This window comes from Microbacterium sp. MYb45 (assembly GCF_002979655.1).
In the GTDB taxonomy this organism is placed as follows: Bacteria; Actinomycetota; Actinomycetes; order Actinomycetales; family Microbacteriaceae; genus Microbacterium.
In genome coordinates, this window is record NZ_PCPG01000018.1 from 48,947 (window position 1) to 75,761 (window position 26,815).

General features: G+C 69.7%; 25 protein-coding genes. 13 read left to right on the top strand and 12 right to left on the bottom strand.

Annotated elements, in window-relative coordinates; translation table 11 throughout:
- Positions 1-16: 16 nt before the first annotated feature.
- From CQ034_RS18305 to CQ034_RS18320, 4 genes are all read right to left on the bottom strand, one after another.
- Complete coding sequence (locus tag CQ034_RS18305; protein WP_146114881.1) at positions 17-649, bottom strand: hypothetical protein; 633 nt, start codon at positions 647-649, stop codon at positions 17-19.
- 11 nt (positions 650-660) lie between these two features.
- On the bottom strand, positions 661-981 hold the full coding sequence (locus CQ034_RS18310; RefSeq protein ID WP_105712207.1) for a lactococcin 972 family bacteriocin: 321 nt from the start codon (positions 979-981) through the stop codon (positions 661-663).
- A 139-nt stretch (positions 982-1,120) separates the two neighbouring features.
- Entirely contained in the window at positions 1,121-1,453 is a 333-nt protein-coding gene (locus tag CQ034_RS18315) for a hypothetical protein (protein WP_105712208.1), read from the bottom strand.
- 136 nt (positions 1,454-1,589) lie between these two features.
- Positions 1,590-2,594: a magnesium and cobalt transport protein CorA gene (locus tag CQ034_RS18320; RefSeq protein WP_091027726.1), complete on the bottom strand. Its 1,005-nt coding sequence runs from the start codon at positions 2,592-2,594 to the stop codon at positions 1,590-1,592.
- A gap of 480 nt (positions 2,595-3,074) precedes the next feature.
- Here CQ034_RS18320 and CQ034_RS18325 point away from each other — a divergent pair, with 480 nt between their 5' ends.
- The 4 genes from CQ034_RS18325 to CQ034_RS18340 are packed head-to-tail and all read left to right on the top strand — an operon-like array spanning position 3,075 to position 7,558.
- Positions 3,075-3,641 carry a SipW-dependent-type signal peptide-containing protein gene (locus CQ034_RS18325; RefSeq protein ID WP_105712209.1) on the top strand — a complete coding sequence of 189 codons (567 nt, stop codon included), beginning with the start codon at positions 3,075-3,077 and terminating at the stop codon, positions 3,639-3,641.
- Positions 3,642-3,660: 19 nt separating this feature from the next.
- Positions 3,661-4,284, top strand: coding sequence for a SipW-dependent-type signal peptide-containing protein (locus CQ034_RS18330; RefSeq protein WP_181156373.1), 624 nt, complete (start codon positions 3,661-3,663; stop codon positions 4,282-4,284).
- The gene (locus CQ034_RS19645) at positions 4,281-5,519 is read left to right on the top strand and encodes a hypothetical protein (RefSeq protein ID WP_181156374.1); all 1,239 of its coding nucleotides are present in this window, start codon (positions 4,281-4,283) and stop codon (positions 5,517-5,519) included. Before CQ034_RS18330 ends, CQ034_RS19645 begins: the two co-directional genes overlap by 4 nt.
- The gene (locus tag CQ034_RS18340) at positions 5,516-7,558 is read left to right on the top strand and encodes a hypothetical protein (RefSeq protein WP_105712211.1); all 2,043 of its coding nucleotides are present in this window, start codon (positions 5,516-5,518) and stop codon (positions 7,556-7,558) included. The genes CQ034_RS19645 and CQ034_RS18340 overlap by 4 nt, the downstream gene beginning before the upstream one ends.
- A gap of 21 nt (positions 7,559-7,579) precedes the next feature.
- On the opposite strand, the gene CQ034_RS18345 is transcribed toward CQ034_RS18340, so the two are convergent.
- Positions 7,580-8,374, bottom strand: coding sequence for an SDR family NAD(P)-dependent oxidoreductase (locus tag CQ034_RS18345; RefSeq protein WP_105712212.1), 795 nt, complete (start codon positions 8,372-8,374; stop codon positions 7,580-7,582).
- Positions 8,375-8,811: 437 nt separating this feature from the next.
- Between CQ034_RS18345 and CQ034_RS18350 the strand changes: the two genes are divergently transcribed.
- Complete coding sequence (locus CQ034_RS18350) at positions 8,812-9,126, top strand: hypothetical protein (protein WP_105712213.1); 315 nt, start codon at positions 8,812-8,814, stop codon at positions 9,124-9,126.
- A 28-nt stretch (positions 9,127-9,154) separates the two neighbouring features.
- On the opposite strand, the gene CQ034_RS18355 is transcribed toward CQ034_RS18350, so the two are convergent.
- The 6 genes from CQ034_RS18355 to CQ034_RS18380 are packed head-to-tail and all read right to left on the bottom strand — an operon-like array spanning position 9,155 to position 15,180.
- Positions 9,155-9,955: an amidohydrolase family protein gene (locus CQ034_RS18355; protein WP_105712214.1), complete on the bottom strand. Its 801-nt coding sequence runs from the start codon at positions 9,953-9,955 to the stop codon at positions 9,155-9,157.
- The gene (locus CQ034_RS18360) at positions 9,952-10,701 is read right to left on the bottom strand and encodes an amidohydrolase family protein (protein WP_105712215.1); all 750 of its coding nucleotides are present in this window, start codon (positions 10,699-10,701) and stop codon (positions 9,952-9,954) included. Before CQ034_RS18360 ends, CQ034_RS18355 begins: the two co-directional genes overlap by 4 nt.
- Complete coding sequence (locus tag CQ034_RS18365; protein ID WP_105712216.1) at positions 10,698-11,915, bottom strand: aminotransferase class III-fold pyridoxal phosphate-dependent enzyme; 1,218 nt, start codon at positions 11,913-11,915, stop codon at positions 10,698-10,700. The genes CQ034_RS18360 and CQ034_RS18365 overlap by 4 nt, the downstream gene beginning before the upstream one ends.
- 39 nt (positions 11,916-11,954) lie before the next feature.
- Entirely contained in the window at positions 11,955-12,980 is a 1,026-nt protein-coding gene (locus CQ034_RS18370) for a Gfo/Idh/MocA family protein (RefSeq protein WP_105712217.1), read from the bottom strand.
- On the bottom strand, positions 12,977-13,990 hold the full coding sequence (locus tag CQ034_RS18375; protein ID WP_105712218.1) for a Gfo/Idh/MocA family protein: 1,014 nt from the start codon (positions 13,988-13,990) through the stop codon (positions 12,977-12,979). The genes CQ034_RS18370 and CQ034_RS18375 overlap by 4 nt, the downstream gene beginning before the upstream one ends.
- Entirely contained in the window at positions 13,987-15,180 is a 1,194-nt protein-coding gene (locus CQ034_RS18380; protein ID WP_105712219.1) for an ROK family transcriptional regulator, read from the bottom strand. Before CQ034_RS18380 ends, CQ034_RS18375 begins: the two co-directional genes overlap by 4 nt.
- A gap of 189 nt (positions 15,181-15,369) precedes the next feature.
- On the opposite strand from CQ034_RS18380, the gene CQ034_RS18385 reads away from it, so the two are divergent.
- From CQ034_RS18385 to CQ034_RS18420, 8 genes are all read left to right on the top strand, one after another.
- Entirely contained in the window at positions 15,370-16,611 is a 1,242-nt protein-coding gene (locus tag CQ034_RS18385) for an ABC transporter substrate-binding protein (protein ID WP_091027550.1), read from the top strand.
- A 75-nt stretch (positions 16,612-16,686) separates the two neighbouring features.
- Positions 16,687-17,592 (top strand): carbohydrate ABC transporter permease, encoded by a 906-nt coding sequence (locus CQ034_RS18390; protein ID WP_029263160.1) that lies wholly within the window; start codon positions 16,687-16,689, stop codon positions 17,590-17,592.
- Positions 17,589-18,506 (top strand): carbohydrate ABC transporter permease, encoded by a 918-nt coding sequence (locus CQ034_RS18395; protein ID WP_029263159.1) that lies wholly within the window; start codon positions 17,589-17,591, stop codon positions 18,504-18,506. Before CQ034_RS18390 ends, CQ034_RS18395 begins: the two co-directional genes overlap by 4 nt.
- Before the next feature lie 19 nt (positions 18,507-18,525).
- Entirely contained in the window at positions 18,526-19,560 is a 1,035-nt protein-coding gene (locus CQ034_RS18400; protein ID WP_105712220.1) for an NAD(P)-dependent oxidoreductase, read from the top strand.
- Entirely contained in the window at positions 19,560-20,621 is a 1,062-nt protein-coding gene (locus CQ034_RS18405; protein WP_105712221.1) for a dihydrodipicolinate synthase family protein, read from the top strand. The genes CQ034_RS18400 and CQ034_RS18405 overlap by 1 nt, the downstream gene beginning before the upstream one ends.
- The gene (locus tag CQ034_RS18410; RefSeq protein WP_258134272.1) at positions 20,618-21,655 is read left to right on the top strand and encodes a hydroxyacid dehydrogenase; all 1,038 of its coding nucleotides are present in this window, start codon (positions 20,618-20,620) and stop codon (positions 21,653-21,655) included. Before CQ034_RS18405 ends, CQ034_RS18410 begins: the two co-directional genes overlap by 4 nt.
- Before the next feature lie 13 nt (positions 21,656-21,668).
- Positions 21,669-22,613, top strand: coding sequence for a GNAT family N-acetyltransferase (locus CQ034_RS18415; protein WP_258134273.1), 945 nt, complete (start codon positions 21,669-21,671; stop codon positions 22,611-22,613).
- A gap of 109 nt (positions 22,614-22,722) precedes the next feature.
- Positions 22,723-24,876: a peptidase C14 gene (locus CQ034_RS18420; RefSeq protein WP_258134274.1), complete on the top strand. Its 2,154-nt coding sequence runs from the start codon at positions 22,723-22,725 to the stop codon at positions 24,874-24,876.
- Positions 24,877-25,190: 314 nt separating this feature from the next.
- Here the strand turns inward: CQ034_RS18420 and CQ034_RS18425 are convergent, their stop codons facing one another.
- Positions 25,191-26,633 carry an APC family permease gene (locus CQ034_RS18425; protein ID WP_105712223.1) on the bottom strand — a complete coding sequence of 481 codons (1,443 nt, stop codon included), beginning with the start codon at positions 26,631-26,633 and terminating at the stop codon, positions 25,191-25,193.
- Positions 26,634-26,815 lie beyond the last annotated feature (182 nt).

Below are 26,815 nucleotides of genomic sequence, written 5' to 3' on the forward strand. Positions count from 1 at the left end.
CCGACGTTCCGCCACTTCACTCGTCACCTGTCGCGGTCAGCGGCGCAGCCGAACACGTGGCGTAGAGGTCGGGGCCTTCATCGGTGAGGAAGGGGAATGCGAATTCTGGATTGTCGCGAAGATAATTCTCCAGAGAGTATGACGGATCGAGCGCGCCTAAGCGGATGAGGCAGTCGTAGATGAGTTCATTGGGGTCGCGGTTGCTCGGATTCTGCCGCTGGCTGTGCCACAGGCGGCCGAGTACCGTCTCGCCGGATTCGCCTTCGCATTCCGTCATCGCGTCCTGCACGCGTTCGTCCGAGAGACCGGCGCCGCGTTCGACACCGTAGGCGCCGTCCTCTTCGTACTCCACGAGTTCGATGTCGTGCTCATCGAGGCAATCGTCGAAGCGCTTGACCACCTCCGCCCACTCCTGTTCGGTGATCTCCTCATCGCGGATCACATCGCGGACAAAGTCGATATCGGCACTCAGCCACGTCTCTCGGTACTCGTCCGCATAGGTGCCCGTGAAGCGCGGAACGTCCCCTTCGGCGATGGAGGCGTCGGGTGTTGACCCACCAGGCGAGCAGGCGGTCAATGAGGCCAGGCTGAGCGCGACGCACGCAGCGGCCGCGCTCAGTCTGGCAACGCACGACATCACGACTTCCAACCTCACCGGCTTTAGTACGTGTATCTGTAGTACCAGGCCTTATTGCCCGTCCACCCTGTCTCTTTGTCGATCTTCGACCAGACGCCGCGGGGTTGATCGCTCGACTTGTAGTCGCGGTTGCCGGTAATCGTCACGCTCGAGCGGTGCCAATTCTTCGGATGGTAATAGTTGGAGTAATTGTGTGTTTCTTCCGCGCTACCGGTGTAAACGCCGAATTTGTGAGTTCCGCCTTCAGGGTATGTCGTTGTGGCGCTGGCTGCCGACGCTCCTCCTGCGGCCAGCAGCGCGCCGACGACGATTCCTGCGGCAATGTTACGCACGCGTACGCGCATGATAGGGCTCCGATCGTTGAGTGCCAGAGATCCATGGCACACAACGAAGCTAACCCGACGTCAACTATTGAACCAGTGCGCCGAGAATTGAATATCAATATTCTGTGACGCGCAATACGCCCCTCTTGACGGCGGGCGACTATCCGAGGTTCAGCGCGCCGTTCATCACGAGATTCGTGATGAGGAGGGCGATCAGTGTGATCGTGATGCCCGCTGCCGGGAGAAGCCAGGCCAAACGGAGTCGAGATCTCGTGAAGAAGTACACGCCTGTGGTGACGATGAAGACGATCAGGTCGGTCATCCAGAATCCGCGGGCTACGGTCTCGAGTGTCGGGTAGTCGCAGTGACCGGAGCAGCCCGCGATCTCGAGGGTCCGTGCCAGAACGACCAGCGCAGACACGACCGCCACGAAGAGACTCCCCCACGCCAGGTTGTCACCGATCTGCGGTTGCGCGCTGCGCTGGTCGTTCATTTTGCTCCTGTGCCTCGTCTTGCGAGGTTACGCGACCTCGTGAGACACATCGTCGGGCGGAGAACTCCGCGTCGGGCGGAAGAATGCACCTGGATCCTCCGCCCGACGGCGAGTTTCTCCGCCCGTCGCGGTGGCGCTACAGCCACTTCTTGTAGCGGAAGACCCCGTAGAGCGCGACGGCGAACGCAGCCATCGCGCCGATCGCCATCGGATACCCGAAGGCCCAGTGCAGCTCGGGCATCACGTCGAAGTTCATGCCGTAGACCGTGCCGACCAGCGTCGGAGCGAAGATGATCGCCGCCCACGAGGAGATCTTCTTGATCTCGTCGTTCTGCGCCAGCCCGGCCTCGGTCTGACGGCGGGCGACGAGCGCGGAGTGCACGGTCAGCGCGTTCTCGAGGATCGCCCGGAACGAGTCGACGCGCTCGTTGACACGGATCGTGTGGTCGAGCACATCGCGCAGCGACCGCTGCAACTCTTCGTCGATGCGGTACTTCTCCGACCCGCGGCGCAGCCACTCCAGCATCCCGCTCAGGGGGTGCACGGCGCGCTGGAAGTTGATGACCTCGCGGGAGAGCTCGTAGATACGGCGGGAGAGCGCGCTGTCGTCGTCGCCGTCGCCGAAGAGCTGGTCCTCGATCTCGTCGATGTCGTTCAGCAGGCCCGCCACGATCGGCTCGTACCCGTCGACGACCTCATCGAGGATCGCGTAGAGCACCGCCTCGGGGCCCATCGCGAGCAGCTCGGGGTTGGCCTCCATGCGCATCCGCACGGCGGCGAGGTTCGGGGACTCGGCATGGCGGATCGTCACCACGAAGTCGGGGCCGACGAACAGGTGCAGCTCGCCGAACTCGATCGACTCCTCCTTGTCGCGGTAGCGCGCCGGCCGCAGCACCGCGAACAGGGTGTCGCCGTAGCGCTCCACCTTCGAGCGCTGGTGCCCCGAGAGCGCATCCTCGACCGCGAGGGGGTGCAGGTCGAACTCCCGCGCGACGGACGCGACCTCTTCCGGGCTGGGTCGATACAGGCCGATCCAGGCGATGCCGCCGGCGGCATCCAGCATCCGGTAGGTCTCGTCCAGGTTCTTCGGGGTCTCCACGCGACGTCCGTGGACGTACACGCCGTTGTCGATGAGCGCCATGATGCGGCTCCGTTCTCGCAGGTGCACGGCAGCAGAGAGCTCCGTGCGCGGATTCGTCAGGGGGCGGATGACGCCGCCGACGGCTGCGGGAAGGACGTGCGAGAGCGGACCCGAGGGTCAACGCGTGAACGCAGGGAGTCTCGACGCAGCGAGGGCGGCGTCGTAACTATCACCGGACATCGCCATCACCGCCTTTCGGGACTCGTTCGGGTCGAGCGACCCAACGGGCCAGCATACCCCTGTCGCCTGGGAAGACGCGCCTGCCGCGAGTGCGGGGGCGGAGCACCGGTCGGACGGATGCACGCGTGCAGGCCCGACGAGCGGCGTGTCTCCCGACATCCGTCCGTTCTCCCGACATCCGTACCGCGGAGCCCGGAGGAGGTGCACACCCGGGCGGGTGACACCGTCGAACATAGGCTTTTGCTGGATGAATCCTATGTATATGCTGCACGCGGGGGAGCAGGATGACCAGGAGGAATCATGGTACGAACTGTTCTGGAGGGGTCCGAGCGCGCTGCTCAGACCCGGAGAAAGATCTACGCCGTCCTCGCCGGTGGGCTCGTCGTCGGCGTGGGATCCGCGCTGACACTTGCCGCGTGGAACGACTCGGAGTTCGCGACGAGCGACTTCGCCGCAGGAACCTTCGAATTCCAGGGATCGACCGACGGTGCGGCCTGGGCCGACCACGCCGTGGAGGGCGACGCGGCGGTGCTGACCTTCAGCACCGGCTTCGACAACCTCGCGCCGGACGACGTCGTGTACGCGCCCTTCGCGCTGCAACTGACCGCGGCCAGCACGTCTCCCGCGGGACTCACCGCCGTCGCGCCCGTCGTGACGGGTGACCTCGCCGGTCAGCTGACCTTCGGCGCGGTGTCCACGACGACCTTCGGATGCGATGAGACCGCGTTCGCCGGGGGGACGGCCGTGCCCGCCACCATGGATCCGGGCGACATCGTCTACCTGTGCCTGCAGGTCACCGCCGGTGCGACGATCACGCAGGGCGACACCGGCACCGCGGTCTGGCAGTGGGACGCCGTCTCGCAGTAGTCACCTCGGCACAGCCATCGTGGTCCGACAGGCGCGGGTTCGCGGCCTGAAGACGCTCACGCGTGTTCAGGCGCTGCTCGCGTGCGCGCTCCTGCTCGGCGTGGGCGCAGCGGGGAGCCTCGCTTCCTGGTCGGACAGCGAGCTGGCGGGCTCGCCGTTCACGGCGGGCAGTTTCGCCCTCGCATCGCGGACGGATGCCGGTGCCTTCGCCGCGCACCCCGAGGATGCTGCCGCGGCGCTCAGCTGGACGCTGTCGCCGCTCTTCCCGGGGGAGAGTGCGGCCGCATGGGTGCAGGTCCAGGCGACCGGATCGGTGGACGGCGAGGTGCTTCTCAGCGGGGTGTCGCTCGCGACCGAGCCCGCCGCGGGCAGTCCGGAGGAGGCGCTCCGGGATGCGCTCGTGGTCAGGGCATCGGTGACCTCGTCGACCGACCCCGCTCCGCCCGAGTGCACCGCGAGCACGCCGGGGGTCGAGGTGACGGGACTCACCCAGGTCCCCGTGCTCCCCGCGCAGCAGGTCGAACCGGCCGGCGGCTCCACCGTGACGTACTGCATCGTCCTGACGCTCCCGGCCGATGCGCCGGCGGCCGCCCAGGGCGCACAGCTCACACCGACCTGGGTCCTCACGGGGAGCACGGGATGACGGCCTTCGCGCGCGGTGCTGCCAGGACGGTCCGCCTCGTCCGGGACATCCTGCTGGCCGCGGCGGCCGTCGGCGGAGCGGCCTGCCTCGTGTTCGCCCTGCTCGCCTTCACGGGCGGGTACTCGCTGATGATGTTCAAGACCGGCTCGATGTCGCCCACGATCCCTGCGGGTTCGGTCGCGCTGGTCCAGCGGATCCCCGCGTCCGAGATCGTCGTCGGCGACGTCGTGACCGTCGACCGGGCAGGGACCCTGCCGATCACGCACCGGGTCACGAGTGTCGGCGAGGGGAGCGTGGCCGCAGAACGCGTGATCACGATGCGCGGTGATGCCAACGTCGTCGATGATCCGATGCCGTACACGCTCACCGAGGCACGGATCGTGCGCGGGTCGGTGCCGTATCTCGCGCCGGTGATCGCACAGTTCGGCAACCCCTGGGTGCTCGGATCGCTCACCCTCGCCACCGCGTTCCTCGTCGGCTGGGCCTTCTGGCCGAGGCGGCCGCGGACTGACGAGGCGGGAGAACCGCCCCCGGAGCCTGCCGACGCGGTGGACCCGACCGGCGACGGGGAGAGCGCGGGTCGCGCGGCGACGGGAGCGCGCGTGTCGGCGGTGCTCTTCGTGCTGGCGGTCTGCGCGTCGAGCGCGGGTCTCGCTCCGGCGCCGGCATCCGCGGCCACCGGGTCGGACTACCTCACCGTGCGCTCCGACCTCGCCGGTGCCGGCGTGCAGGCGCTCGACCCGCTGGTCCCGCTGCGCTGGCACCTCGATGTGGATGCGTCTAGGGCACCCGCCGCCGGCGACCTGGCTATCGCCATCTCGTCGGCGGGCGACTCGGAGTTCGGACTGCGGGCCGAGGTCCGCGCCTGTGGGCAGCCGTGGCTCGCCGACGGCACCTGCCCCTCGGGTGAACGGCTGCTGCGTCCGGAGGGCCCGCTGCCGGCGGACGGCGTCTGGCAGGACCTGCTCTCCACGGCGACACCCGCCGTCGTGTACGTACAGGTGGCTCTGACGGCGCAGCCGCAGTCTCCCGAGGCCGGCGCGGCGGGCGCCTCGGTCACGGTGCGGGCCACCGCGGCGGGCGACACCGTCGACACGGGAATCGACGGCGAATCGGAGCTGCCTCCGACCGGTGGTTCCGGCGTGGCGCTGCTCGCCGCGCCCGCGGCGGTGCTGGTCGGCATCGGCATCGCGCTGCTCGCCCGCCGGCGCCCGAGCCCGAGGGGGCGGGGATGAAGGCGCTCCGCAGGTTCCTCGTCCTGGTCGCGGCCGCCTGCCTCGCCGCGATGACCCTCACCGCATCGCCGGCCGCGGTGCGTGGTGACGCGCTGCTCGGGATCACGGAGGCGGCGTGGGTCGACGCGCAGTACGCGCGCGGACCCGTCGAGGCCGGCACCCTCGACGTTCCCGTCATCACCGCCTGCACGACGGAGAACGAGGGGATGAACGGCGCGATGAGCGGGGTCACGCTCACCTGGACCTCGGTGCTCGACGACCCGGCACGGATGCTGCTCGCCTTCTCGGTGACCGCGGGGGTCGTCTTCGAGGCGCCCACGGACCGCATCGCGATGACCGGGCCTGCGGCCGGCCTCTACACGTTCACCTTCACGGCGACGGCGTCGGAACTCGACGCCGCGTTGGGGCCGCTCGCGGGCGCAAGCGTGGGGGCGGCGGTGTCCACGCGTGCCGGGACGGAATGGCGATCGGATGTCGCGACCCGGACCGTCTCGGTAGGGACGCTGAGCGGCGGACTCGGTTCGGCGACCTGCGACCTCGGCCACACGATCACCCTGACCGGGCTGACCGCGGCGACGCTGCCGATCTCCCGTGTCATCCCCGTCGGCACCTCGGCCACGTCGTCGCTGCCGCCGGCATTGCAGGACCGCCGACGCACGCCGGTGTACACGGTCACCGTCCGCGATATCACCACCAACGCGGTCGTCCCGAACGCCCCGGTCACGATCGTGCTCCCGGACGGCCTCGCATTCGAATCGGGCACGTTCGCCGACCTCGGCGAAGGCACGTTCACCACCAGCGCGACCGGAACCGTCGACTTCCGCGTCGTGGCCGACCGCTCGGAACCCGCGCAGGGGCCGGTGCGGGTCGAGTCCCCTCGCGCCTTCACGATCCTCTCCGGGCAGCCAGTCACCTCGGTGCCGCTCGTGGCATGGGGATACTCCGTGCAGGGGCAGACCGGCTCGGACAACCTCACGGCGGCGCGCACCAGCGCCGTTCCCCTCTGGGACAACCTCAGCATCACGGGTGCCGCCGCGGTCGGCTCCAGCTACGCCACGATGCTGTATGCCGATCAGAACGGCAACATGTGGGGTCGGGGCTACAACGCGTCCGGCATCATCGGAGACGGCACCGCCACCGACCGCACGAGTGTCGTCGCGGCCCTCACGGGGCCCGGTGTGCAGGTCGGGAACATCACCCACATCGGCACCGGCACGGAGCAGCTCTCCTCTGTCGCGGTCGACGCATCAGGCGGCGTCTGGGCGACCGGCGACAACGAGCTGAGCGGTTTCGGCACGGCTTACACGAACACCCGCTACTGGCAGCGTGTGAGCAACAACTACGCGATGCCCGCGGGTGCGCTCACCGCGGAGGTCAACCCCTGGGGCGCCGTGATGATGGTGCTGAACAACGGGCAGGCCATGGTGGCCGGTGCCGACAGCTACGGGTACTCCGCTCAGGGCGCGGCCGTCGGCGCTGCGGCCGGAGCGGCGGGCTTGGTCATGCTCACCGCTCCCGGCACCCCGATCACGGGAGTCTCCTCCGGAGGAATCGGGTGGTACTCCTCCGCGGTCGTCACGGAGGACGGTCGCCTGTACACCGCGGGGACCGCTGCCTACGGCGGCAGCGGCACCTTCTACCTCGCCGAGAAAGCCTTGCCCGCGGGAAAGACCGCCGCGAAGGTCATCGTCCGCCAGTTTCGGATGCTCGTGATCATGACCGACGGCTCGGCCTATGCGCTGGGTGCCAACACCAGCGGTGCGCAGGGCATCGGCAGCACGGCCACGCCGGGAGCGACTCTCGCACCTGTCGTGATGCCGGAGGGCGCCGTCGTCACCGACGTCACGATGGGGAACGACACCACGCTGTTCCTGCTCGAGTCCGGTGCGGTCTACTTCGCCGGGCTCAACGACACCGGCGGCGCGGGAGCCGGTGCGACCGGAGGCGTCATCAGCACGCCGGTCCGGGTGCCGCTCGCGCACACCGCGACGAAGGTCGTTGCGTCCTGGTACGACAGCTTCATCGCCGTCCTCGGGTGAGTTGCGGGAAGGCGGCCTGTGTCAGGGGACGATCGAGTCGATGTAGCCGCCGTCGACCCGGACGGCGGCGCCGGTCGTCGCGGAGGCGAGCGGTGAGGCCAGGTAGACGACCATGTTCGCGATCTCCTCGGGCTCGATGAGCCGCTGCAGCAGCGACTGCGGGCGGTGGAGCCGCATGAACTCGCGCTGCGCCTCGTCCCACGGGAGCTTCGGGTCGACGAGCTCGTACACGAAGTCCTCGACGCCGCCGGTGTGGGTCGGACCCGCGAGTACCGAGTTGACGGTCACCCCGGTGCCCGCCGCCTCCTTCGCGAATCCGCGGGACACCGCGAGAAGGGCCGTCTTCGACATGCCGTAGTGGATCATCTCGGCGGGGATCACCACGGCCGAGTCGCTGGCGATGTCGAGCACCCGGCCCCAGCCGCGCGCGGTCATGCCGGGGAGCGTCGCGCGGATGAGGCGGACCGCAGCCAGCACGTTCACGTCGAAGTAGCGGCGCCACTCGTCGTCGGTGATCTCGAGTGCGGGCGTCGCGCCGAAGATCCCCAGGTTGTTGACGAGGATGTCGACGTCGCCGGTCGCGGCCAGCACCGCATCCGCTCCGCCCTGATCGGTGACGTCACCTGCCGCGGCGACGAGATCGCGGTCCGGGTTCTGGGCCTGCATCTCGGAGATGACGGAGGCGACCGTGCCGGGCCTGCGGCCGTTGATCGCCACGCGGGCGCCCGCGTCGGCCAGTGCTGCGGCGATCGCCCGCCCGATGCCCTGCGTGGAGCCGGTGACGAGCGCGGTCCTGCCCGTGAGATCGATGCGCATGGTGATTCCCTCCGTGACGGATGCTGCCTGCTGATGCAACGGTAGTCGCGACGATTCCATGCCCGCCGGGTCGGTGCGATCAGCAAGAACCCTGGACAAAGGTAAAACGTTAGCTGGTCAAATGTCATATAGGGTGGAGTCATCGTCGTTCGAACACGACCCTGGGGAAAGGCTGGATCGAACGAGACGCGGATCTCGATCCACTCGAGACTCCGCGACGGACCGCGGCGAAAGCCGCTTGTTCTCGGTGCGCCTCCCCCTCCCGCACCGGGCTGCGCCCCCCGACGTGGGCCTGTGAGGGTTCACGCCGGGGGGACGTGCGAACGCGGGGGCACCGCCCCCGCGTTCGCCTCGTCTCGTCTCGTTGAGCCTCGACGGACCAACGTGTAACATTTCACAGGGCGGGGATGGGTGCGGCAATGGATTGCGGGGGCTTCATGGACGACGATGCGGATCGGACAGAGCGACTGCGGGCCCGCCTGCGATGGCTCGCCGGATGCTCCGCGGTCGCGATCATGCTGATCGTCGGATGGTTCGCCTACGGCGCCATCGTTCGGTCGCCCGTGATGATGACGGCCGCAGCCGGAGGATTCGCGGCCATCGTGACCGGATGGAGCAGCCTGCACGCGTCCCTCACGACACAACTCGACCTGATCGCCGCACAGGCTGACCTCGTCATCGGCGCACCCGGCCTGTTCTCCGGGCCGCGCACCGACAGACGTACCGACATCCAGAACTTCCCCATCGGCTGACCGTCGCGCATCGGGTGTGCGCGCGGCGTCAGGTGAGCATGACGGCGGCGTTGCCGGACGCGATCGCCCGCATCGCCGGTCCAGGAAGCGCGGAGGCTGCGAGCTGCAGCGCCGTGGCCTCCGGTGCCTGCACGGGGAAGCCGCTGCCGAACACCCAGCGCTCCGGATCGGCGCCGAGATCGTCGGCGACACCGGTGGGGCCGTTGACGTGCCAGAGGTCGAGCCGCAGCCACTCGGGCGCGGCGTCGCCGAGATGCCGCTTCAGCTCGATCCCATCCGCGCGGTTGAGGCCGCTCAGCAGCAGCGGAGCAGCCGGACTCTCGCGCACGAGGTCGGCGATCCGGTGCACCTCGAGGTCGACGGCGGGGGAGAACGGATGCCGCACCCTGGCGTCGTCGAGCCGGGCGATCAGCTGCACGGGGAGCCCGCGGTCGGCGCACGCGTCGAGGACCGGGCGCACGGCAGACACCTCGTACCGGTGGAAGCCCGGGGCGACACGCACGCCGCGCGCACCGGCGGACACGGCATCGTCGAGCTCTTCGCGCCAGGTCGGGTCGCGCGGATCGATCGTCGCGAACACGCGGAAGAGCGGGTCACCGGCACACGCGGCGAGCACGGCCTCGTTGCCGGTTCGGGTGTCGAACCCGAACAGGGATGCCAGGTGCGAGACCCAGACGGAGCGTAGGCCGAGGCGTTCGGCGTGGGCGTGCAGGGTGTCGGCATCCGCGGCGGCGGAGAGCCGGTGGGGCCATTGCCCGAGGAAGCAGGTGGTGTCGGTCGCGCCGAGGTCGGCGAATGCGCGGAGCATCGCGTGCCCCTGGGCGGTCATGCCGCCACCTCCGCGAGCCAGCGGGCGACCGTGCCGCCGAAGACCCGCTCTTCCGTCTCGGGGTCGAGCCCTGCGCCGAGCACCTTGCCGACGTTGGCCGCGAGGTCGATGTGGGGCAGGTCGGAGCCGAACACCACCCGGTCGGGGCCGAGGCGCTCCACGGCGAGTGCCACTTCTCCGGCGCCGATGATCGTGCCCGAGGTGTCGACGGCCACGTTCGGCACGGAGCCGACCGCGTTCACGGCCGACTCGGGCTGGCCGCCGAGGTGCGCCATCAGGAAGCGCACGTCGGGATGACGGCGGGCTGCGGCGGCGATGTGGTCGGCCGTCGACTCGTAGGGGAACTGCCCGACGGTTTTGCGCCAGGCATGGGCGAGCACGATCAGGTGGTGCTCGGCGGCGTACTCGAGGATCGGATCGCTCAGTGGATCGTCGGCCAGAGTCGCGATCCAGAGCTTGATGCCGATCATCCCGCGGTCCTCGACGTTGCGGCGCAGGTCGTCGAGACTGTCACGGCCGAAGCGCGGATTGACGTAGCAGTAGCCGCGGAGGCGGTCGGGGTATCGGCGCAGCTCGCCGGCCAGCACCTCGTTCATCTCCCGCACCTCGTCGAGACCCGGGTGCGCCTGGAAGCTTCCGAGATTGCTGCACAGGTACAGCTCGATGCCCAGGCGGTCGCCGGCCTCGAAGACCGCGGGGTCGAAGCGCCCCTCGTCGAGGTGCGTGTGCGCGTCGATGCCGGTCATGCCGTCGCCTCACGCACGGCGACCGCCGCGCGGCGCAGAGTCTCGTCGATGTCGGCTTCGGTGTGCGCGGCGTTGACGTAGACGACCCGATAGAAGGAGAGTCCGTGGCGGAACGCCGCCCGTGGGAAGGCCTGGACCTCGGCGTCGGTGCCGACGAACTGCGGGCACGCCGGGTGCCCCACGAGCCGGATGCCGGAGCCGGCCTCGGCGAACACCGCGTTCAGGCCGTTCTGCAGTCGGGTGCCGGAAGCGAGCAATCGCGCGATCACGTCACGGTCGCGGATGGCGGTCATCGTCGCGGTGGCTGCCGCGAGCGACAGCGTCTCGCCGCCGTAGGTCGACGTGACGACCACCTCGCCGCGGTCGAGCACGCCGAGCACCTCCCGGCGCCCGCAGTAGACCGCGAGGGGCATGCCGTTCGCGATCCCCTTGCCGAAGACCGACAGGTCGGGGAGCACGCCGGTCGCCTCGGCCATCCCGCCGATCGCCACCCGGAAGCCGGTGACCATCTCGTCGTAGGCCAGCAGGGCGCCGTGCCGGTCGGCGAGGTCGCGCAGGTAACGGTAGAAGCCGGCCGCCTCGGGAATGGCCGGGTAGTCGGCGGCGATGAGGATGAGCGCGATCTCCGAACCCCGGGTGAGGAACAGGCGGTCGAGGGTGGCACGGTCTTCCCACTCGACCGCGTGGTGCAGGGCCGCGAGGGCTGCCGGAACGCCGGGCACGGCATCCGTCGTCGCCCCGGGCAGCACCCGCGCGCCCGCCGCGAGCGAGTTGAGCCAGCCGTTGTAACCGATCTGCACGACCCGGTCGCGACCGGTGTGCGCGCGGGCGATGCGGATCACGGCTGCCAGCGCCTCGCCGCCGGTCTTCAGGAAGCGCGCGGCCTCGGCACCGGGCACGAGGGAGCAGAACAGCTCGGCCGTCGTCGTCTCGAGCGGATGCGGGTGGCCGAACAGGATGCCGTCGTCGAGCTGGGCGCGGATCGCGGCGTCGACGGTCGGATCCGCATAGCCCAGCGTCACCGGGCCGAGCGCGCAGCGGTAGTCGAGGAACTCACGGCCCCGGTCGTCCCACACCCGGCATCCGTACCCGCGAACGATGACCTCGGGCTCCTCCGGCAGCAGCGTCGGCGCCTTGGAGTTGGTGCTCGATCCGACCGGCATCACGGCCAGCGCGCGCTGTCGCCATCCGGTGGTGCTGTGCGCGGTGTGCATGCCTGGCCTCTCTGCCGTTCGGATCCTGCAGTGCGGTGTCTAGCCGAGGGGGATGACCTCGCCGGCGCGGGCTGCGGAGAGCTGGGCGGCCTTGGCGATCTCAACCGTGCGGATGCCGACGCCGGCATCGGGCTGCGGCTGCCGGCCTTCGCGCACGGCGCGGACGAACTCCTCGAGGAGTAGGGCGTCGAGGTCCGCCCCGACGGGACTCCATGTCTCGCCGAGCGCATCATGCCCGGCCACACCCTTCGCGAAGGGGCTGACCGTGACGGTGCCGCGCTCGGCCACGACCTGCAGCGTGAGTCCGCCCCAGGTGGCCGAGCTCATCGGCCAGCTCCACGAGCAGTCGATCGTGGCGATCACACCGCTCGGGTACTGGATGGTGACGAGTCCGCCGGTCTCGACCGCGAGCTCGCGCTGCGCGTGCAGGATGCTGTTCGACACCGCGCGGACCGACTGCGCCCGCTCGCCCAGGAGCTCGTCGAGCAGGTCGGCGCAGTGCACGACGTGGTCGACGAGGGCGCCGCCGCCCGCCAGCTCGGGATCGGTGAACCAGGCGCGATCCTCCGGGAGCTTGCCGTTGTTGATGCCGGTGACCCCGAGGACCTTGCCGAGACGGCCGCTGCGCAGCTCGGCGATCGCGTCGCGCACGCTCGGCGCGAAACGCACCGGGTAGGCGACCATCAGGATCACTCCGGCCTGCTCGCACGCCTCGCGCATCGCGATCGCGTCGTCGACGGTCGTGGCCAGCGGCTTCTCGCACAGCACACACACCCCGGCGGCGGCCGCGCGCTCGACGAGGGCACGGTGCCGGGAGTTCTCGGCGGCGATCACGACGGCATCCGGCTTCCAGGCGAACGCCTCGTCGTAGGTGTCGACGTACGCGACACCCAGCTCGGCGGCCAGTGCCGCACCCCGGGGAGCGTCGTCCGGAGCCGTGGCGCCGTCGGGGTCGGTGGCGATCAGCTCGACGCCCGGCATCTCCTTCAGCGCGTGCACGTAGCTCAGGGCGTGCGTGTGCGCGAACGACAATACGGCGATCCGCAGCGGGGTGGGGGCGGTCATCGGACGGCCTCCTCGGCCTCGGTGCGGTCGGGGGTGGGGAGCGCGACGGGGGCGCCGGCGGCGATCGAGGCATAGGCGGCCTCGGCGACCGCGACGGCTTCGATGCCATCCGCCGGGCTCACCCTGGCGTCGCGGCCTTCGCGCAGCGCGGCCACGAAGTCGACGATCTCGGCGTAGTACGGGCTCTCTTCGGGCGACATCGGCGGCAGGTAGTCGGTGGCGCCGGAGTCGAGCACGGCATCCGTGCGCAGCGAGGCGTCCTCGGCGCTGTCGTATCGCAGCCGGCCCTCGGAGCCCGCGACCTCGACGCTCGTGCGGAACGGCATGCCCGGGGCGACCCAGCTGGCGTGCAGGTGGCTGATCACGCCGCTGCGGTGCGTCAGCACGACGTGCGCGGTGACGGGTGCGGGAACCCGGTCGTCGACGGTCGGCGGGTTCTGCACCGCGAAGACCGTGGCGACGGGCCCGGCGAACCAGACGGCCTGATCGATGTCGTGGATCATCAGGTCGCGGATGACCCCGCCACCGGTGCTCTCCGAGAAGAACCAGGGCGTCTGCGGGGCGGAGCCGGCGCGGCTGAACCGCTGCACCGCGAGGGTGCCGATGCGCCCCTCGTCGATGCCGGCCTTGATCTGCGCGTACTCGCCCATGTAGCGGACGACGTGGGCGGGGAAGAGTCGCACGCCCGCCTCCTCGGCCGCGCGGGCGACGGTGGTGGCGGCCTCGGCGGTCGCGGCCAGCGGCTTCTCGCAGATGACGTCGCGCCCGCGCGCGATGGCCCGCAGGGCGAAGTCGGCGTGGGTGCTGCTGGGGGTCACGATGTCGACGATGTCGACCAGCCCGATGAGCGTGTCGACGTCGGAGACGAGCTCGAAGCCGTACTCCTCGGCGATCTCCTCGGCACCGGCCAGAGAGGTGACGTACCCCTCGGCGCCCAGCGCCCGCCAGGCGTCGGCGTGCACGCGCGAGATGCCGCCGGCTCCGATGAGTCCGACCTTCAACGTGCTCACTGCTTCTCCTCGGGGTCTTCGGGGGTCGTGTCGTCCGCCCCGACCGGCTCGACCGGCTCGACCGGCAGGGGGGTGATGGGCGGGGCCGGCATGTCGTCGATGCCGTAGATCTCGGCGGCGTGCCGCTGGAACGCGTGCACGACCGCACCGTGCGCCGCGGCCTCGGCGCCCAGGCGGGCCTCGGCGAGCGGCACCTGGAACGGCAGGCCGAGGTGTCCGGGGAGCGCTGCCCGCAGCGGGTCGAGCAGCTGCTCGTGTGCGGCGGAGAGTCCGCCGCCGATCACGATCATCGCGGGGTCGACCGTCATCGTCAGGGTCGCGATCCCGTGGGCGAGTTCGTCGATGAAACCGTCGAGCTCCTGCTGCGCTGCGGCGTCTCCGCCCCGCGCCAGGGCGAACACCTCGGCGGCGGTCGGGGCGGTGCGCCACGAGATCTGTCCGGTCTCGGTGTTCAGCCCGCGGAAGGCGAGGCGGCCGATGTCACCGGCGGCGTTGTGGATGCCGCGCCGCGGGCGACCGCCGAGGATGAGGCCCATCGCGATGCGGTTGCCGACCGAGAGGTAGATGACGTCGTCGACGAGCTGTGCGACACCCAGGTGGTGCTCCGCCACGGCCGCCAGGCGCACGCCGTTGTCGACCGCGACGGGGCAGCCGAACGCCTGCCGCAGCTGAGAGCCGATGTCGATGCCCGACCACTCGGGGATGACGACCGAGGTGGTCACGCGCCCGGCGTCATCGACGATGCCGGGGAGGGAGACGCCGACCGCGCGCAGCTTCGACGCGGGGATCCCGGCGTCGGACAGGGTGCGGCGCACGTCGTCGATGACGGCGGCGAGTTTGGAGGCGCCGTCGGGCTGCTCGGCGACGCCGGGGTAGCTGCGCTGCACGATCACCTCTCCGGCGAGGTCGGCCAGCACGACGCGCACGCTGGCGACGCCGATGTCGACGCCGACCACGGTGCCGGCGGCCGCGTGGAACGAGTAGCGGCGGGCGGGGCGTCCGGCTCCGCCGCCGTTCTGCGCCGGAGCGTCGACGATCAGCCCGGAGTCGGCAAGGACGGTCACCGCGTTCTCGACCGACGTGCGCGAGATCTCGAGCGAGCGGGAGAGGTCGTTGACGGTCGCGGGGCCCGCGTCGCGCAGCTGCAGAGCCGATCGCGCGACGATCGAGCGTGGACTGTTCACGGCCATGTGCTGCCCCCTCTTCTTCTCCATCGTCGGGTGCGATCAAATTAGCACACCGAATTCTCAGATCAAGCTTTGTTGTTCTCGAACGGGAAACACGCCTGAAACAACCGTCTGGGAACTTGTACTTGACGAATTATCCCATCCCAGTGTCATAATGAACCGTACTCAGCACGGTTCAAGCAAAGGAGCACCATGCGCGTCAGCAAGTTCATCGGCGTCGCCGCGGGAGTCGCGGCCGCCACCCTGTTGGCCGGATGTTCGGCCGGCGGAGGCAACACCGCAGAGGGTGAGCAGGACATCACGGTCTGGCTCTACCCGGTCATCGCCGACGAGGCGGTGCACAAGGACTTCTGGGACTCGACGATCGCCGACTTCGAGAAGAAGAACGAGAACATCAACGTCAAGTACGAGATCTTCCCGTGGGCCAACCGCGACGAGGCTCTCCAGACGGCGATCGCCGCCGGCAAGGGTCCGGATGTCGTCTACCTCATCCCCGACCAGCTCGCGGCGTACCAGAAGTCGATCGCGCCGCTCAACGACCTGCTGAGCGAGGAGCGTCAGGGCGACCTGCTGCCGAACGTGAAGAAGTCGGTCACGCTCGACGGCGACATCCTCGGGGCTCCGCTGCTCACCAGCGCGCAGCCTCTCCTCTGCAACGCGGCCGCGTTCGAGGCCGCCGGCGTCACCGAGTACCCCGAGACGTGGGACGACATCGCCGAGATGGCGCCGAAGTTCACGGAGAAGGGGATGTACGCCCTCAACTACCCGGCATCCGCCGAGAACACCCTGAACCTCACCTACTACCCGCTGCTGTGGCAGGCCGGTGGCGAGGTCTACACGAAGGACGGCGACATCGGCTTCGACAGCAAGGAAGGCGAGAAGGCGCTCACCTTCCTCACCGACCTGGCCGATGCCGGAGCACTCGACCCCGAGGCCCTCACCACCAACGTCCCGCTCGAGCAGACGGCTGTCGCTCAGGGCAAGGTCGCCTGCACGTGGAACAACGCGGTCCCCGAGGTCCTGCCCTTCTGGGGCGAGGAGAACGTCAAGGTCCTCGCACCGCTGACCGAGAAGGAGACCGTCGCCTACGGCACGGTCGGATCGCTCTCGGTGCTCAAGGGCTCCAAGGCGCAGGATGCCGCGGCGAAGTTCGCGGAGTACGCGACCGGCGCCGACGTCATCGAGCCGTACCTCAAGGCCGCCGGCTTCTTCTCGGCGCTCAGCACCACCGAGCCGCTGTACGCGGATGACCCGCTGCTCGGCGAGGTCGAGAAGTACGTGCCCGACACCACGGTCGGCGAGCTCAACGCCTCGTCGCGGGCGCTGATGGGTGTGCTCGCTCCCGAGATCCAGGCGGCATTGCTCGGGGACAAGTCCCCGGAGGATGCTCTGAAGGATGCCGCGACCGCTGCGGCACCGCTCATCAAGAAGTAAGCAGCACCGGGGGCGTGCGGAGCCCGAACTCCGCACGCCCCCGTTCCCTTCACTCCCCCACGTGAGGAATCACTGATGACGACGGCAACTACGGCCAAGAGGCCCGCAGGGCGGGTCGCACGGGTGCTCGCACGGCGAGAGGCACGCATCGCGTTCCTGTTCGTGCTGCCCGCGTTCCTCCTCTTCATCGCCTTCCGCTTCGGCCCCAGCATCGTCGGCGTCGCCCTGAGCTTCTTCGACTACGACATCACCGGCGAGATCTCGTGGCGCGGGCTCGACCACTTCCAGCGCATGATCGCCGACCCGCTGTTCTGGCGGGCGATGGGCACCACGCTGATCTACACCGTGTTCGCGGTGCCGATCGCCCTCGTGCTCTCCACCGTGATGGCGCTCGGCGTGCGCCGCGCCTTCCGGGGCGCACGCTTCTTCCGCTCGATCTTCTTCCTCCCCGTCATCACCTCGCTGGTGCTGGCCGGCTCGATCTTCGTCTGGATCTTCTCCGCCAACGGTCCCTGGTCGGCACTGATGACCCCGCTGGGTCTCGGCGGATCCTGGCTGGGCAGCACCGTGCTCGTCATCCCGGCCATCGTCGTCGTCGGCGTCTGGTCGCGATTCGGCTACGGGATGATGATCCTCATCGCCGCGCTGCAGGACGTGCCGCGCGAGCTCGAGGAGGCCGCGCTGGTCGACGGCGCCAACGCCTGGCAGCGGTTCCGGTACATCATCATGCCGGTGCTGCGCCCCACCTTCTTCTTCCTCGCGGTGATCGAGACGACCGCCGCGTTCCAGGTCTTCGACGTCATCTACGTGATGACCCAGGGTGGTCCGGCGAACGCCAGCTACTCACTCGTCTACATGCTCTACGACCAGGGCTTCCGCTACTTCGACTACGGCTACGCGGCCGCCATCGGTGTGGCCCTGTTCATCATGACCCTCGTCGTCGCGCTCATCCAGCGCCTGGTGATCGGAAAGCAGAAATGACCGCTCTGTTGCAGCCTCCGACACAGCCGCCGACGCAGTCGCCGGTGATGCCGCCGAAGATGTCGACCAAGCAGCGCCGCGCCTACCGCGCGCTCCAGCCCACCGGGTGGGGGATCGTCGGGCGATGGATCTGGCTGAGCCTGGCCGGCATCCTCAGCTTCTTCCCCTTCTACGCGATGGTCGTACTGAGCCTGAAGCCGGGCATGGTCGTCGAGCTCCCCGGCTCGCTGCTGCCCTTCCAGGACATCTCGTTCGAGGCCTACGAGCAGGTGCTCGCCGGGCAGAACATCCTCGGCTGGCTCGGCAACACGCTCATCTACTCGCTCGTCTCGGTCGTCGCCGTCCTGTTCCTCTCGGCGCTCGCCGGCTACGCCTTCGCCAAGAAGCGCTTCCGCGGCAAGGAGGTGATGTTCTGGTCGTTCCTCGCGATGGTGATGGTCCCGTTCCACGTCACCCTCATCCCGACGTTCATCCTCATGGCGAATCTCGGCGGCGTCGACACGTACTGGGGCCTGATCCTGCCCTCGCTCGCGAACGCCCAGGCCGTGTTCCTGATGCGGCAGTTCATCTCGGGCCTCCCGGACGAGCTGTTCGAAGCCGCCCGCATCGACGGTGCGGGTGAGTTCCGCATCTTCCTGCGGATCGTGCTGCCGCTGTGCAAGCCGATCCTGGCGACCCTCGGCATCTTCGTCTTCCTGTGGCACTGGAACGACTTCCTGTGGCCGCTCATCATCGCGAAGTCCAACGCGATGTTCACACTCACCGTCGGCATCTCGTCGCTGCAGCAGCAGAACGTCCCGCTGAGCACCATGCTCGCCGGATCCGTCGTGGCGCTGCTGCCCATCTTCCTCGCGTACCTCATCGCTCAGCGGTACGTGCAGGAGGGCGTGGCCGGTACGGGCATCAAGGGCTGAGAAGAAGGGAAAGCACCACATGACTCAGCACAGTTTCACTTCAGAGGCCGATCTCGAGGAGGCGCTTGCCACACCGAGCGCCGGCTTGATCGACGACCTCGCGCGCGGGGCGGGCGACCTCGTGATCCTCGGCGCGGGCGGCAAGATGGGCCCGACCCTGGCGATGCTCGCGCGCCGTGGAATGGATGCCGCCGGGCGCCAGGACGACGCGGTGTATGCCGTCTCGCGCTTCGGCGATGCCGCGATCCGCGAGCGCCTCGAGGCCGCGGGCGTGAAGGTCGTCCCGTTCGACCTGATCGAGAACGACGACTTCGCAGCCCTCCCGGATGCTCCCAACGTGGTGTTCATGGTCGGCGCGAAGTTCGGCGCCGCGACCAACGCCTCGTGGGCGTGGGAGGTCAACGCCGCCCTGCCCGACCGCGTCGCCCGCCGCTACCGCGACAGCGCCATCTCGGTACTCTCCACCGGCAACATCTACCCGTTCCTGCCCGCCTCCTCGGGCGGAGCATCCGAAGAGGTGCAGCCCGCACCCATCGGCGAGTACGCGCAGTCGTGCCTCGGCCGCGAGCGCGTGTTCGAGTTCGGGGCGCAGGAGCGCGGCACCAAGGTCGCGATCATCCGCCTCAACTACGCGGTCGACCTGCGCTACGGCGTGCTCGCCGACATCGGCAGCGCCGTGCACGCGGGACAGCCCGTCTCGGTCGCCACCGCCAACGTCAACGTGATCTGGCAGGGCTACGCGAACGAGGTCGTGCTCCGCAGCCTCGTGCACGCCTCGACCGCCCCGTTCACCATCAACCTCACCGGTCCCGAGCTGCTGAGCGTCGAGTCGATCGCCCGGCGCTTCGGCACCCTCTTCGACCGCGAGGTCGAGATCGTCGACGAGCCGCAGCCCACCGCGCTGCTCAGCGATGCACGTCGCTGCATGGCGCTGTTCGGCTACCCGTCCGTCTCGGCCGAGACCCTGATCGGCATGCAGGCCGGGTGGATCGAGAAGGGCCTCCCGATGATCGCCAAGCCGACCAAGTGGGCCGTCCGCGACGGGAAGTTCTGATGACCGTTCCCACCCTGCGACCGGAAGCCGCGGCCACCCTCGCCCGCGGTGCCGTGATCCCGGCGCATCCGCTCGCGCTCACCGCCGAGCGACGCATCGACGAGCGCCGCCAACGGGCGCTCACCCGCTACTACCTCGACGCGGGTGCCGGGGGCATCGCCGTCGGGGTGCACACGACCCAGTTCGAGATCCGCGATCCCGAGCACGCCCTGTTCGAACCCGTGCTCGCGCTCGCCGCGGAGGAGTTGGATGCGCGGGCGAGTGCCGACGTGGTGCGCATCGCCGGCGTCGCCGGTGGCACCGCCCAGGCGGTCGCCGAGGCCGAGCTCGCCCGCGGGCTGGGCTACGACGCCGTGCTGGTGAGCCCTCGCGTGGCCGGCGCCGACGAGCGGGCCCTGCTCGAACGCGCCCGCGCCGTGGGCGAGGTGCTGCCGGTGGTCGGCTTCTACCTGCAGACCGCGATCGGCGGCCCCGTGCTCGACCGCGAGTTCTGGCGCGAGTTCGCCTCGATCCCGGCCGTCGTCGCCGTCAAGGCCGCGCCCTTCGACCGATACCGCACGCTGGAGCTGGTGCGCGGGGTGGCCGCCTCGGGCCGCGCCGACGAGATCGCGCTCTACACCGGCAACGACGACGCGATCGTCGCCGACCTGCTCTCCGAGTTCCACGTGGAGTCGCCGTCGGGCCCGCGCACGCTGCGCTTCGTCGGCGGACTGCTCGGGCAGTGGGCGGTCGGCACGCGTGCCGCGGTCGCGCTCCTCGAACGTGCACAGCGCGCGATGGCCGGAGACGCGGGGGCGTATCGCGACCTGGGGCTCGTCGCCTCCGACATGGTCGACGTCAACCAGGCCGTGTTCGACCCGGGCAACGACTTCCACGGGGTGATCGCGGGCGTGCACGAGATGCTCCGCCAGCAGGGGCTGCTCGAGGGCACCTGGTGCCTCGACCCCGCAGAGGGGCTGTCGCCCGGCCAGGCGGAGGAGATCGAGCGGGTGCGCCACGCGTACCCCGACCTGAACGACGACGCCTTCATCGCCGAGAACCTCGAGGCCTGGTTGCGATGAACGTTGCGATGAGCGCGGCGGCGAGCGGGGGAACGGTGGCGCCGACCGTGGTCGCGGTCGTCTCCGAGGAGCTCTTCGCGGAGTTCTTCTCGGGTGAGGATGCGGAGCGGCTGCGTGCGGTCGCCGCCGGTCTGGGCGGGTCGTTCGTCCGGGTGGATCGGCTGTCCGATGCGGAGCTCGCCGAGGCGCGCATCGTGATCACGAGCTGGGGCGTCGGCCCCTTCGACGCTGCCGTGCTCGCGTCGCTGCCGAAGCTCGAGCTCATCGCGCACACCGGCGCCACGATCAAGCCCTTCGCGACGGATGCGCTGTTCGATCGCGGCATCCTCGTGACCCAGGCGGGTGCGGGCATGGCGCGGCCCGTCGCCGAGGTGTCGTTGACGTTCACGCTCGCGCTGCTGCACCGGGTGCCCGAGATGCACAACGCCCTGCGCGTCGGCGACGGCTGGTACGACGCGGATGCCGTGGGCGTGCAGCGCGAGATTCTCGGCACCCCCATCGCGGTGATCGGTGCCTCGCGCACCGGACGGGCGTATCTCGAACTGATCCGTGCGCTCGGGGCCGAGCCGCTGCTGGTCGACCCGACTCTCGATGCGGCCGCCGCGGCGGGGCTCGGGGCCGAGTTGGTCACCCTCGACGAGGCGCTGCGGTGCGCGCAGATCGTCGCCGTGCACGCGCCGACCCTGCCCGAGACGCATCACCTGATCGGCCGCCGCGAGCTCGCCCTCATGCGCGACGGCGCGGGACTCGTGAACACGGCACGCTCGTGGCTGGTCGACGAGGCCGCGCTGATCGACGAGGTGCAGCGCGGTCGGCTCAGCGCCGCGATCGACGTGTTCGACGAGGAGCCGTTCGCCGCGGACAGTCCGTTCCGCTCGCTGCCCGGCGTGCTGGTCACCCCGCACCGGGCGGCCGGCACGAGCCAGGGACGCCGGCGTCAGGGGCGGATCGTCGTCGACGAGGTCGAAGCCTTCGCGGAGGGGCGCACCCTCACGCACACCATCTCCCGCGACCAGTTGTCTTCGATGGCATGACCGGGCCGGCGGGATGCGCGGCCGCCGCGCGGGCATCGTGAGCGCGGCGACGATCCGTGCCGCCCGCGCCACGGACCAGCAGGCGCTCGCCGCGCTGTGGGCGACGGCGTTCACTCCTCCGCTCTCCCCCGACCAGTGGCTCGTGGACGACGAACGGCTCGCGCACACGCGGGTGGCTGAAGACGACGAGGGTCTCTGCGGGTCGATCTACGGACTACCCAAGCGGCTCCGGGAATCCGACGGCGGGATCGCCGCGGTGCACGCCATCGGCAGCGTCGCGGTCGCCGAGCGGGCGAGGGGGCAGGGGCTCGCACGCCGGCTGGTCGCCGCGACCCTGCAGGCGGCGGGCGACGCCGATTGGGCACTGCTGTTCACCGGTACCCCCGAGGTGTACCGCTCCAGCGGGTTCGAGACGTTCTCGATGGCGCGGACCGTGGCCGGGCCCTGGCGCGCTGCGACGCCCGCCGCCGTCGGGACCGAGGGTCGCGTCGTGCGCGAATCCGTCGGGCTCGGGAGCCTCCGCCCGGTGCGCGAGGTCTACGAACGTTCACGGTCCGATCTGGTCCTGGCACCGGTGCGCGGCGATCGAGACTGGGCGATGGCGGAGGTGCGGCTGCGAGGCGCCACTCTGTACCGCCGGATCGAGGGATCGACCGTGGTCGGCTACGCGGTCGCCGAGCCTCGCGGCGGGGTCGGCGTGCTCCTCGAGAGCGCCGTGCTTCCGGGTGCCGACGGTGCGCGGGATGACCTGCTCGCCGCCATCGCGGTGGACTGGGCATCCGCCGGGGTGACGTCGTGCGAGCTCGCCGTGCCCGCCCTGCCGGAGGAAGACCGCGCGCTGCGTGCGTTCGCGCCCGAGGCCGTGCGGCAGGACGACCGTACCGGGATGATCCGCCCGCTGCGACGCGCGGCGCGACTGCACGGCATCCGCCACTTCACGGCGGGCGACTACTTCTGAGCACCGGCTCGGAGAACGGCACTGGGGACTGGGGATCGATCGGATGATGCGGCTCGGCCGGACGGCCGGACGCCTGACCGCGGTGATGACGCCGCACGGAAGGATGAGCATGACCCCGCAGGAGATGACCCAGACCGAAACCGCCGCGCTGCGCAGTCGGCGCATGCTGCTCGCCGGTTTCGGCGCTGCCGCGATCGGTGGAGTGGCCGCCGTCGGCATGCCCGCGGCCGCGCAGGCCGCCGGCCCCGTGGCGCCGCAGAGCTCGTCGGGCTCGGCGAACGTCGCCAACGGCGGCACCGCGACCGAACTCGCGAAGCGCAAGGGCAAGGACGGCGACCTCGTGCGCACGACCGGGTACGCGGCGGCCGGTGACGGCGGCGACGGGCTGTACCGCTTCGTGAAGAAGGATGCTCCGGCGGCGAACGGCGGCACCGTGCTCGCCGGTCCGAAGGGCGGTGCGTGGCTGCTCCTGCACGACGGCGTCGTCGACTTCCGCATGTTCGGTGTGATGAACGCGAAGGTGAATGCCGACGACGCGCTCGACGCGATGGTGAACGATGCGAGCATCCACCGCATCGAGGCCCACAGCGACCTGAACTTCGTGCGTCGCCACAAGTTCTCGCGGTCGCGCATCGCGTTCGACTTCGGCGGCCACCTCATGACGACGGTCGGCATCGAGAACGCCGGCAAGGACGACCCCTTCGCCGCGGTCATGTTCTTCCGCGGCGAGGTGACGGATGCCGTGCACGAGGCGCGACTGAACGAGGTGGTCCCCGACCTCGGCGACGTCTTCCCGGTCGCCGATTCCTCGTTCTTCGTGGTCGGCGACTGGTACGCCGCCGAGGTGAACGCGCTGTCCGGGCGCTGGGAGCGTGAGCTGCAGCGGCTCGTGCAGGTCACGCAGATCGTCGACGGCACCCACATCCGCATCAACTACAAGAACGGCTGGCCGCTCGGCAAGGACCGCACGATGACGTGGCGCCGGGTGGTGCCGGTGCAGGACGTCACCGTGTCGAACCTGAAGTTCCTCGGCACGGGAAAGGACGAGTACACGGGCTCGCACCCGCTCGCCTTCGAATACGCGGTGCGCTGCGACGTCGACCACATCGACGGGACCGGCACGTTCTGGCCGCTCATCCAGCGCCGCTGGAACACCTACTACTCGACCGTGAGCTGCACGCTCAAGAACCCCACCTCGGTCACCTGGGGCGGCGCCGGCTACCTGACGCAGCAGATCTACTGCCTGTACGGATACGTCGCCAACTGCCACACCGCCAACTCGCGGCACCTGAACGACTTCACCGCGAGCGCCTACTGCCTCGTCGAGAACTGCCACGGCGACGGCGACGACCAGGGCCCGTTCGTCACGCACGGCCAGTACGAGCACGACCTCACCTACACCGGCAACTCGGGGCTCATGACGTTCGCGAACTCCGGTGCGGCCTGGGGATCGGCGGCCAAGCGCATCACGGTGCGCAAGCACGTGTGCTCGTGGTTCGTGGCGCGCGTGCGCATCACCGACCTCACGCTGGAAGACGTGCAGGTGATCGGCAAGCCGTCGCTCGCCGGCTCCGGGATGCTGTGGATCAACGCCGACGGGGCCCAGCTGCGGGGGTGCACGGCATCCGACACGCTCGTGATCACGCAGGCATCCGACAACTCCGGGCGCCCGACGGTGATCGCGGACTCGCACTTCACGTTCGTCGCTCCCGGCGAGCTCACCAATGCCACCGTGAAGACCCCGGTCACGTTCGTCGACACCGTGCTCGACCGGGTCGGCGGCATGAAGATCGCGGGCTCGGGTGCGGTCACGTTCCGCGGCTCGACCCTGAACGCGGCGGATGACGCGGCGCCGATCGTGTCGTCGTCGGCGCAGCTGCGATTCGAGGGGTCGACGCTGCGCAACGCCCGCATCGAGGCGGCGCGGGGTGAGCGCCAGGTGGTCGAGGTCGCGGGTTCGGATGTGTCGATCAAGGGCGGCACCGGTGTCTCGCGGACCGGAGACGGCGAGCTGCACCTGACGCTGTCCGACAGCAGTTTCCGCGCCGAGGGATCATCCACCCACGTCGCGGTCACGAAGGGGGCGACGCACTACCGCGCGGTCGGCAACCGCTTCGAGGGCGGTGCGCTCGAGCTGGCGGATGCCGCGTTCGGCGGCTCGTCGACCCTGCTGCACACCGGCAACGTGGAGTCGGGCGTCACCCGCACGGCCTTCCCCGCCGAGGGCGACCGCGTCGTCGACACCGCCAACCTCCTGGTCTAACCCGGTCCCGTCCCCGTCCCGGCTCCCGTCCCCGCGCGCGCGCACCCGTCCCGGTCGCCGAGTGCACGGGCTACTCGCGAGTGCACGGCTTCTCGACGTGAAGAAGCCGTGCACTCGGCGGGAGGTCGTGCACTCGGCGGCCGCGCAGCGCCCCTAATTCGCGCCCGCACACCGCGGCCGCATCGCATGAAGGAGAACTCCCGTTATGAAGGAGGATCCGCTGATCCTGGTCCTTCATAACGGGAGTTCTCCTTCATAGCGGGCTGCGGGCTGCGGGCTGCGGGCGACGGGCGACGGGCTGCGGCGACAGGGCGTCAGCGGCGGCGGCGGGGGCTGTCGGGGTTCATCAGCGAGTGGCGGCGGCCGTAGGCGAAGTAGACGACGAGTCCGATCACCAGCCAGACGCCGAAGCGCAGCCAGGTCTCCCAGTGCAGCTGCGAGATGAGGAACAGCGAGAAGCCGACGCCGACGATCGGCACCACCGGCATGAACGGCAGCCGGAAGGTGCGCGGAGCCTCCGGCTTGGTGTACCGGAACACGACGACGGCGATGCACACGACGACGAACGCCGCCAGGATGCCGATGTTCGTCAGGTCGGCCACGGCACGGATCGGGAAGATCCCGGCGAAGAACGCGGAGCCGATGCCCGCGATCCAGGTCACCCGCTGCGGCACACCGCGGCCGTCGACCTTCGAGAACCAGCCGGGGAGCAGGCCGTCGCGGCTCATCGAGAACCAGACGCGGGTGGCGCCGAGCAGGAACGTGAGCATGACCGTGAGGATCGACAGCACCGCGAACACGGAGATGATCGACGCGATCACGGGCAGCCCCACGCTGGAGAACGCCGAGGCGAAGCCGGCCTTCGGGTCGATGTCCTGGTAGTTCTGCATCCCGGTGAGCACCAGCGTCGCGGCGACGTAGAGCAGCATGGCGATGATCAGCGACAGGATGATCGCCTTCGGCATGTGCTTGCGCCCGTCCTTCGCCTCCTCTGCGGCGGTGCTCATCGCGTCGTAGCCGAACACGGCGAAGAACACCGTCGCCGCGCCTGTGAAGACCGGGCCGAAGCCGGAGGGCATGAACGGGGTGTAGTTGTCGGTGTTGATGTAGAAGATGCCGAGTCCCACGATGAACAGGATCAGCAGGATCTTGATCCCGACCGCCACCAGCTCGAACCGGCCGAAGGTCTTGGTGCCGCGGCTGAGGAGGAACGTCACGAGCAGGCAGATCAGGATCGCCGGGATGTTGACGACGCCGCCGGGCTGGTCGAACGTCTCGGTGACCGCGGTCGGCAGGTGGACGCCGAAGCCGGAGAGGAACGCATCGAGGTAGCCGGAGATCCCGATCGCGACGACGGCCACGATGGCCACGTACTCCAGGAGCAGATCCCAGCCGATGAACCATCCGGTGATCTCGCCGAGCGCGACGTAGCCGTAGCTGTACGCCGATCCGGCGCGGGGGATCATCCCCGCGAATTCTGCGTACGAGAGAGCGGCCGCCGCAGATGCCAGCCCGGCGATGAGGAACGAGATGACGACCGCGGGTCCGACGCCGGGGTTCGTGGCATCGCCGTGCGCGACGAGGCCCGCGAGCGAGAAGATCCCGACGCCGACGATGCCACCGACGCCGATCGCGGTGAGCTGCCACAACCCGAGGGATTTGAAGAGACCACTGCTCTCCGCCTCTTCGTTCAGGTCGCCGACCGGCTTGCGCCGCCAGACGGAATACGCCGGATTCTTCGGATTCGTGCGGGGCATCCTTGCCTCCCTGAATGGCCGCCCGGGTGCGGGCGGCGAGCGATGGCTGAGCTTTTGACCGGTAACACGTTACGCCCGCCTCGCCCCCTCCTCAATCAGACTTCTGGCCAGGATCCGGCGCCCGGCGTGCGCCCACCTCTCGGCGCCCCTTTCCGCCACCGCCACCGCCACCGCTGCCGCCA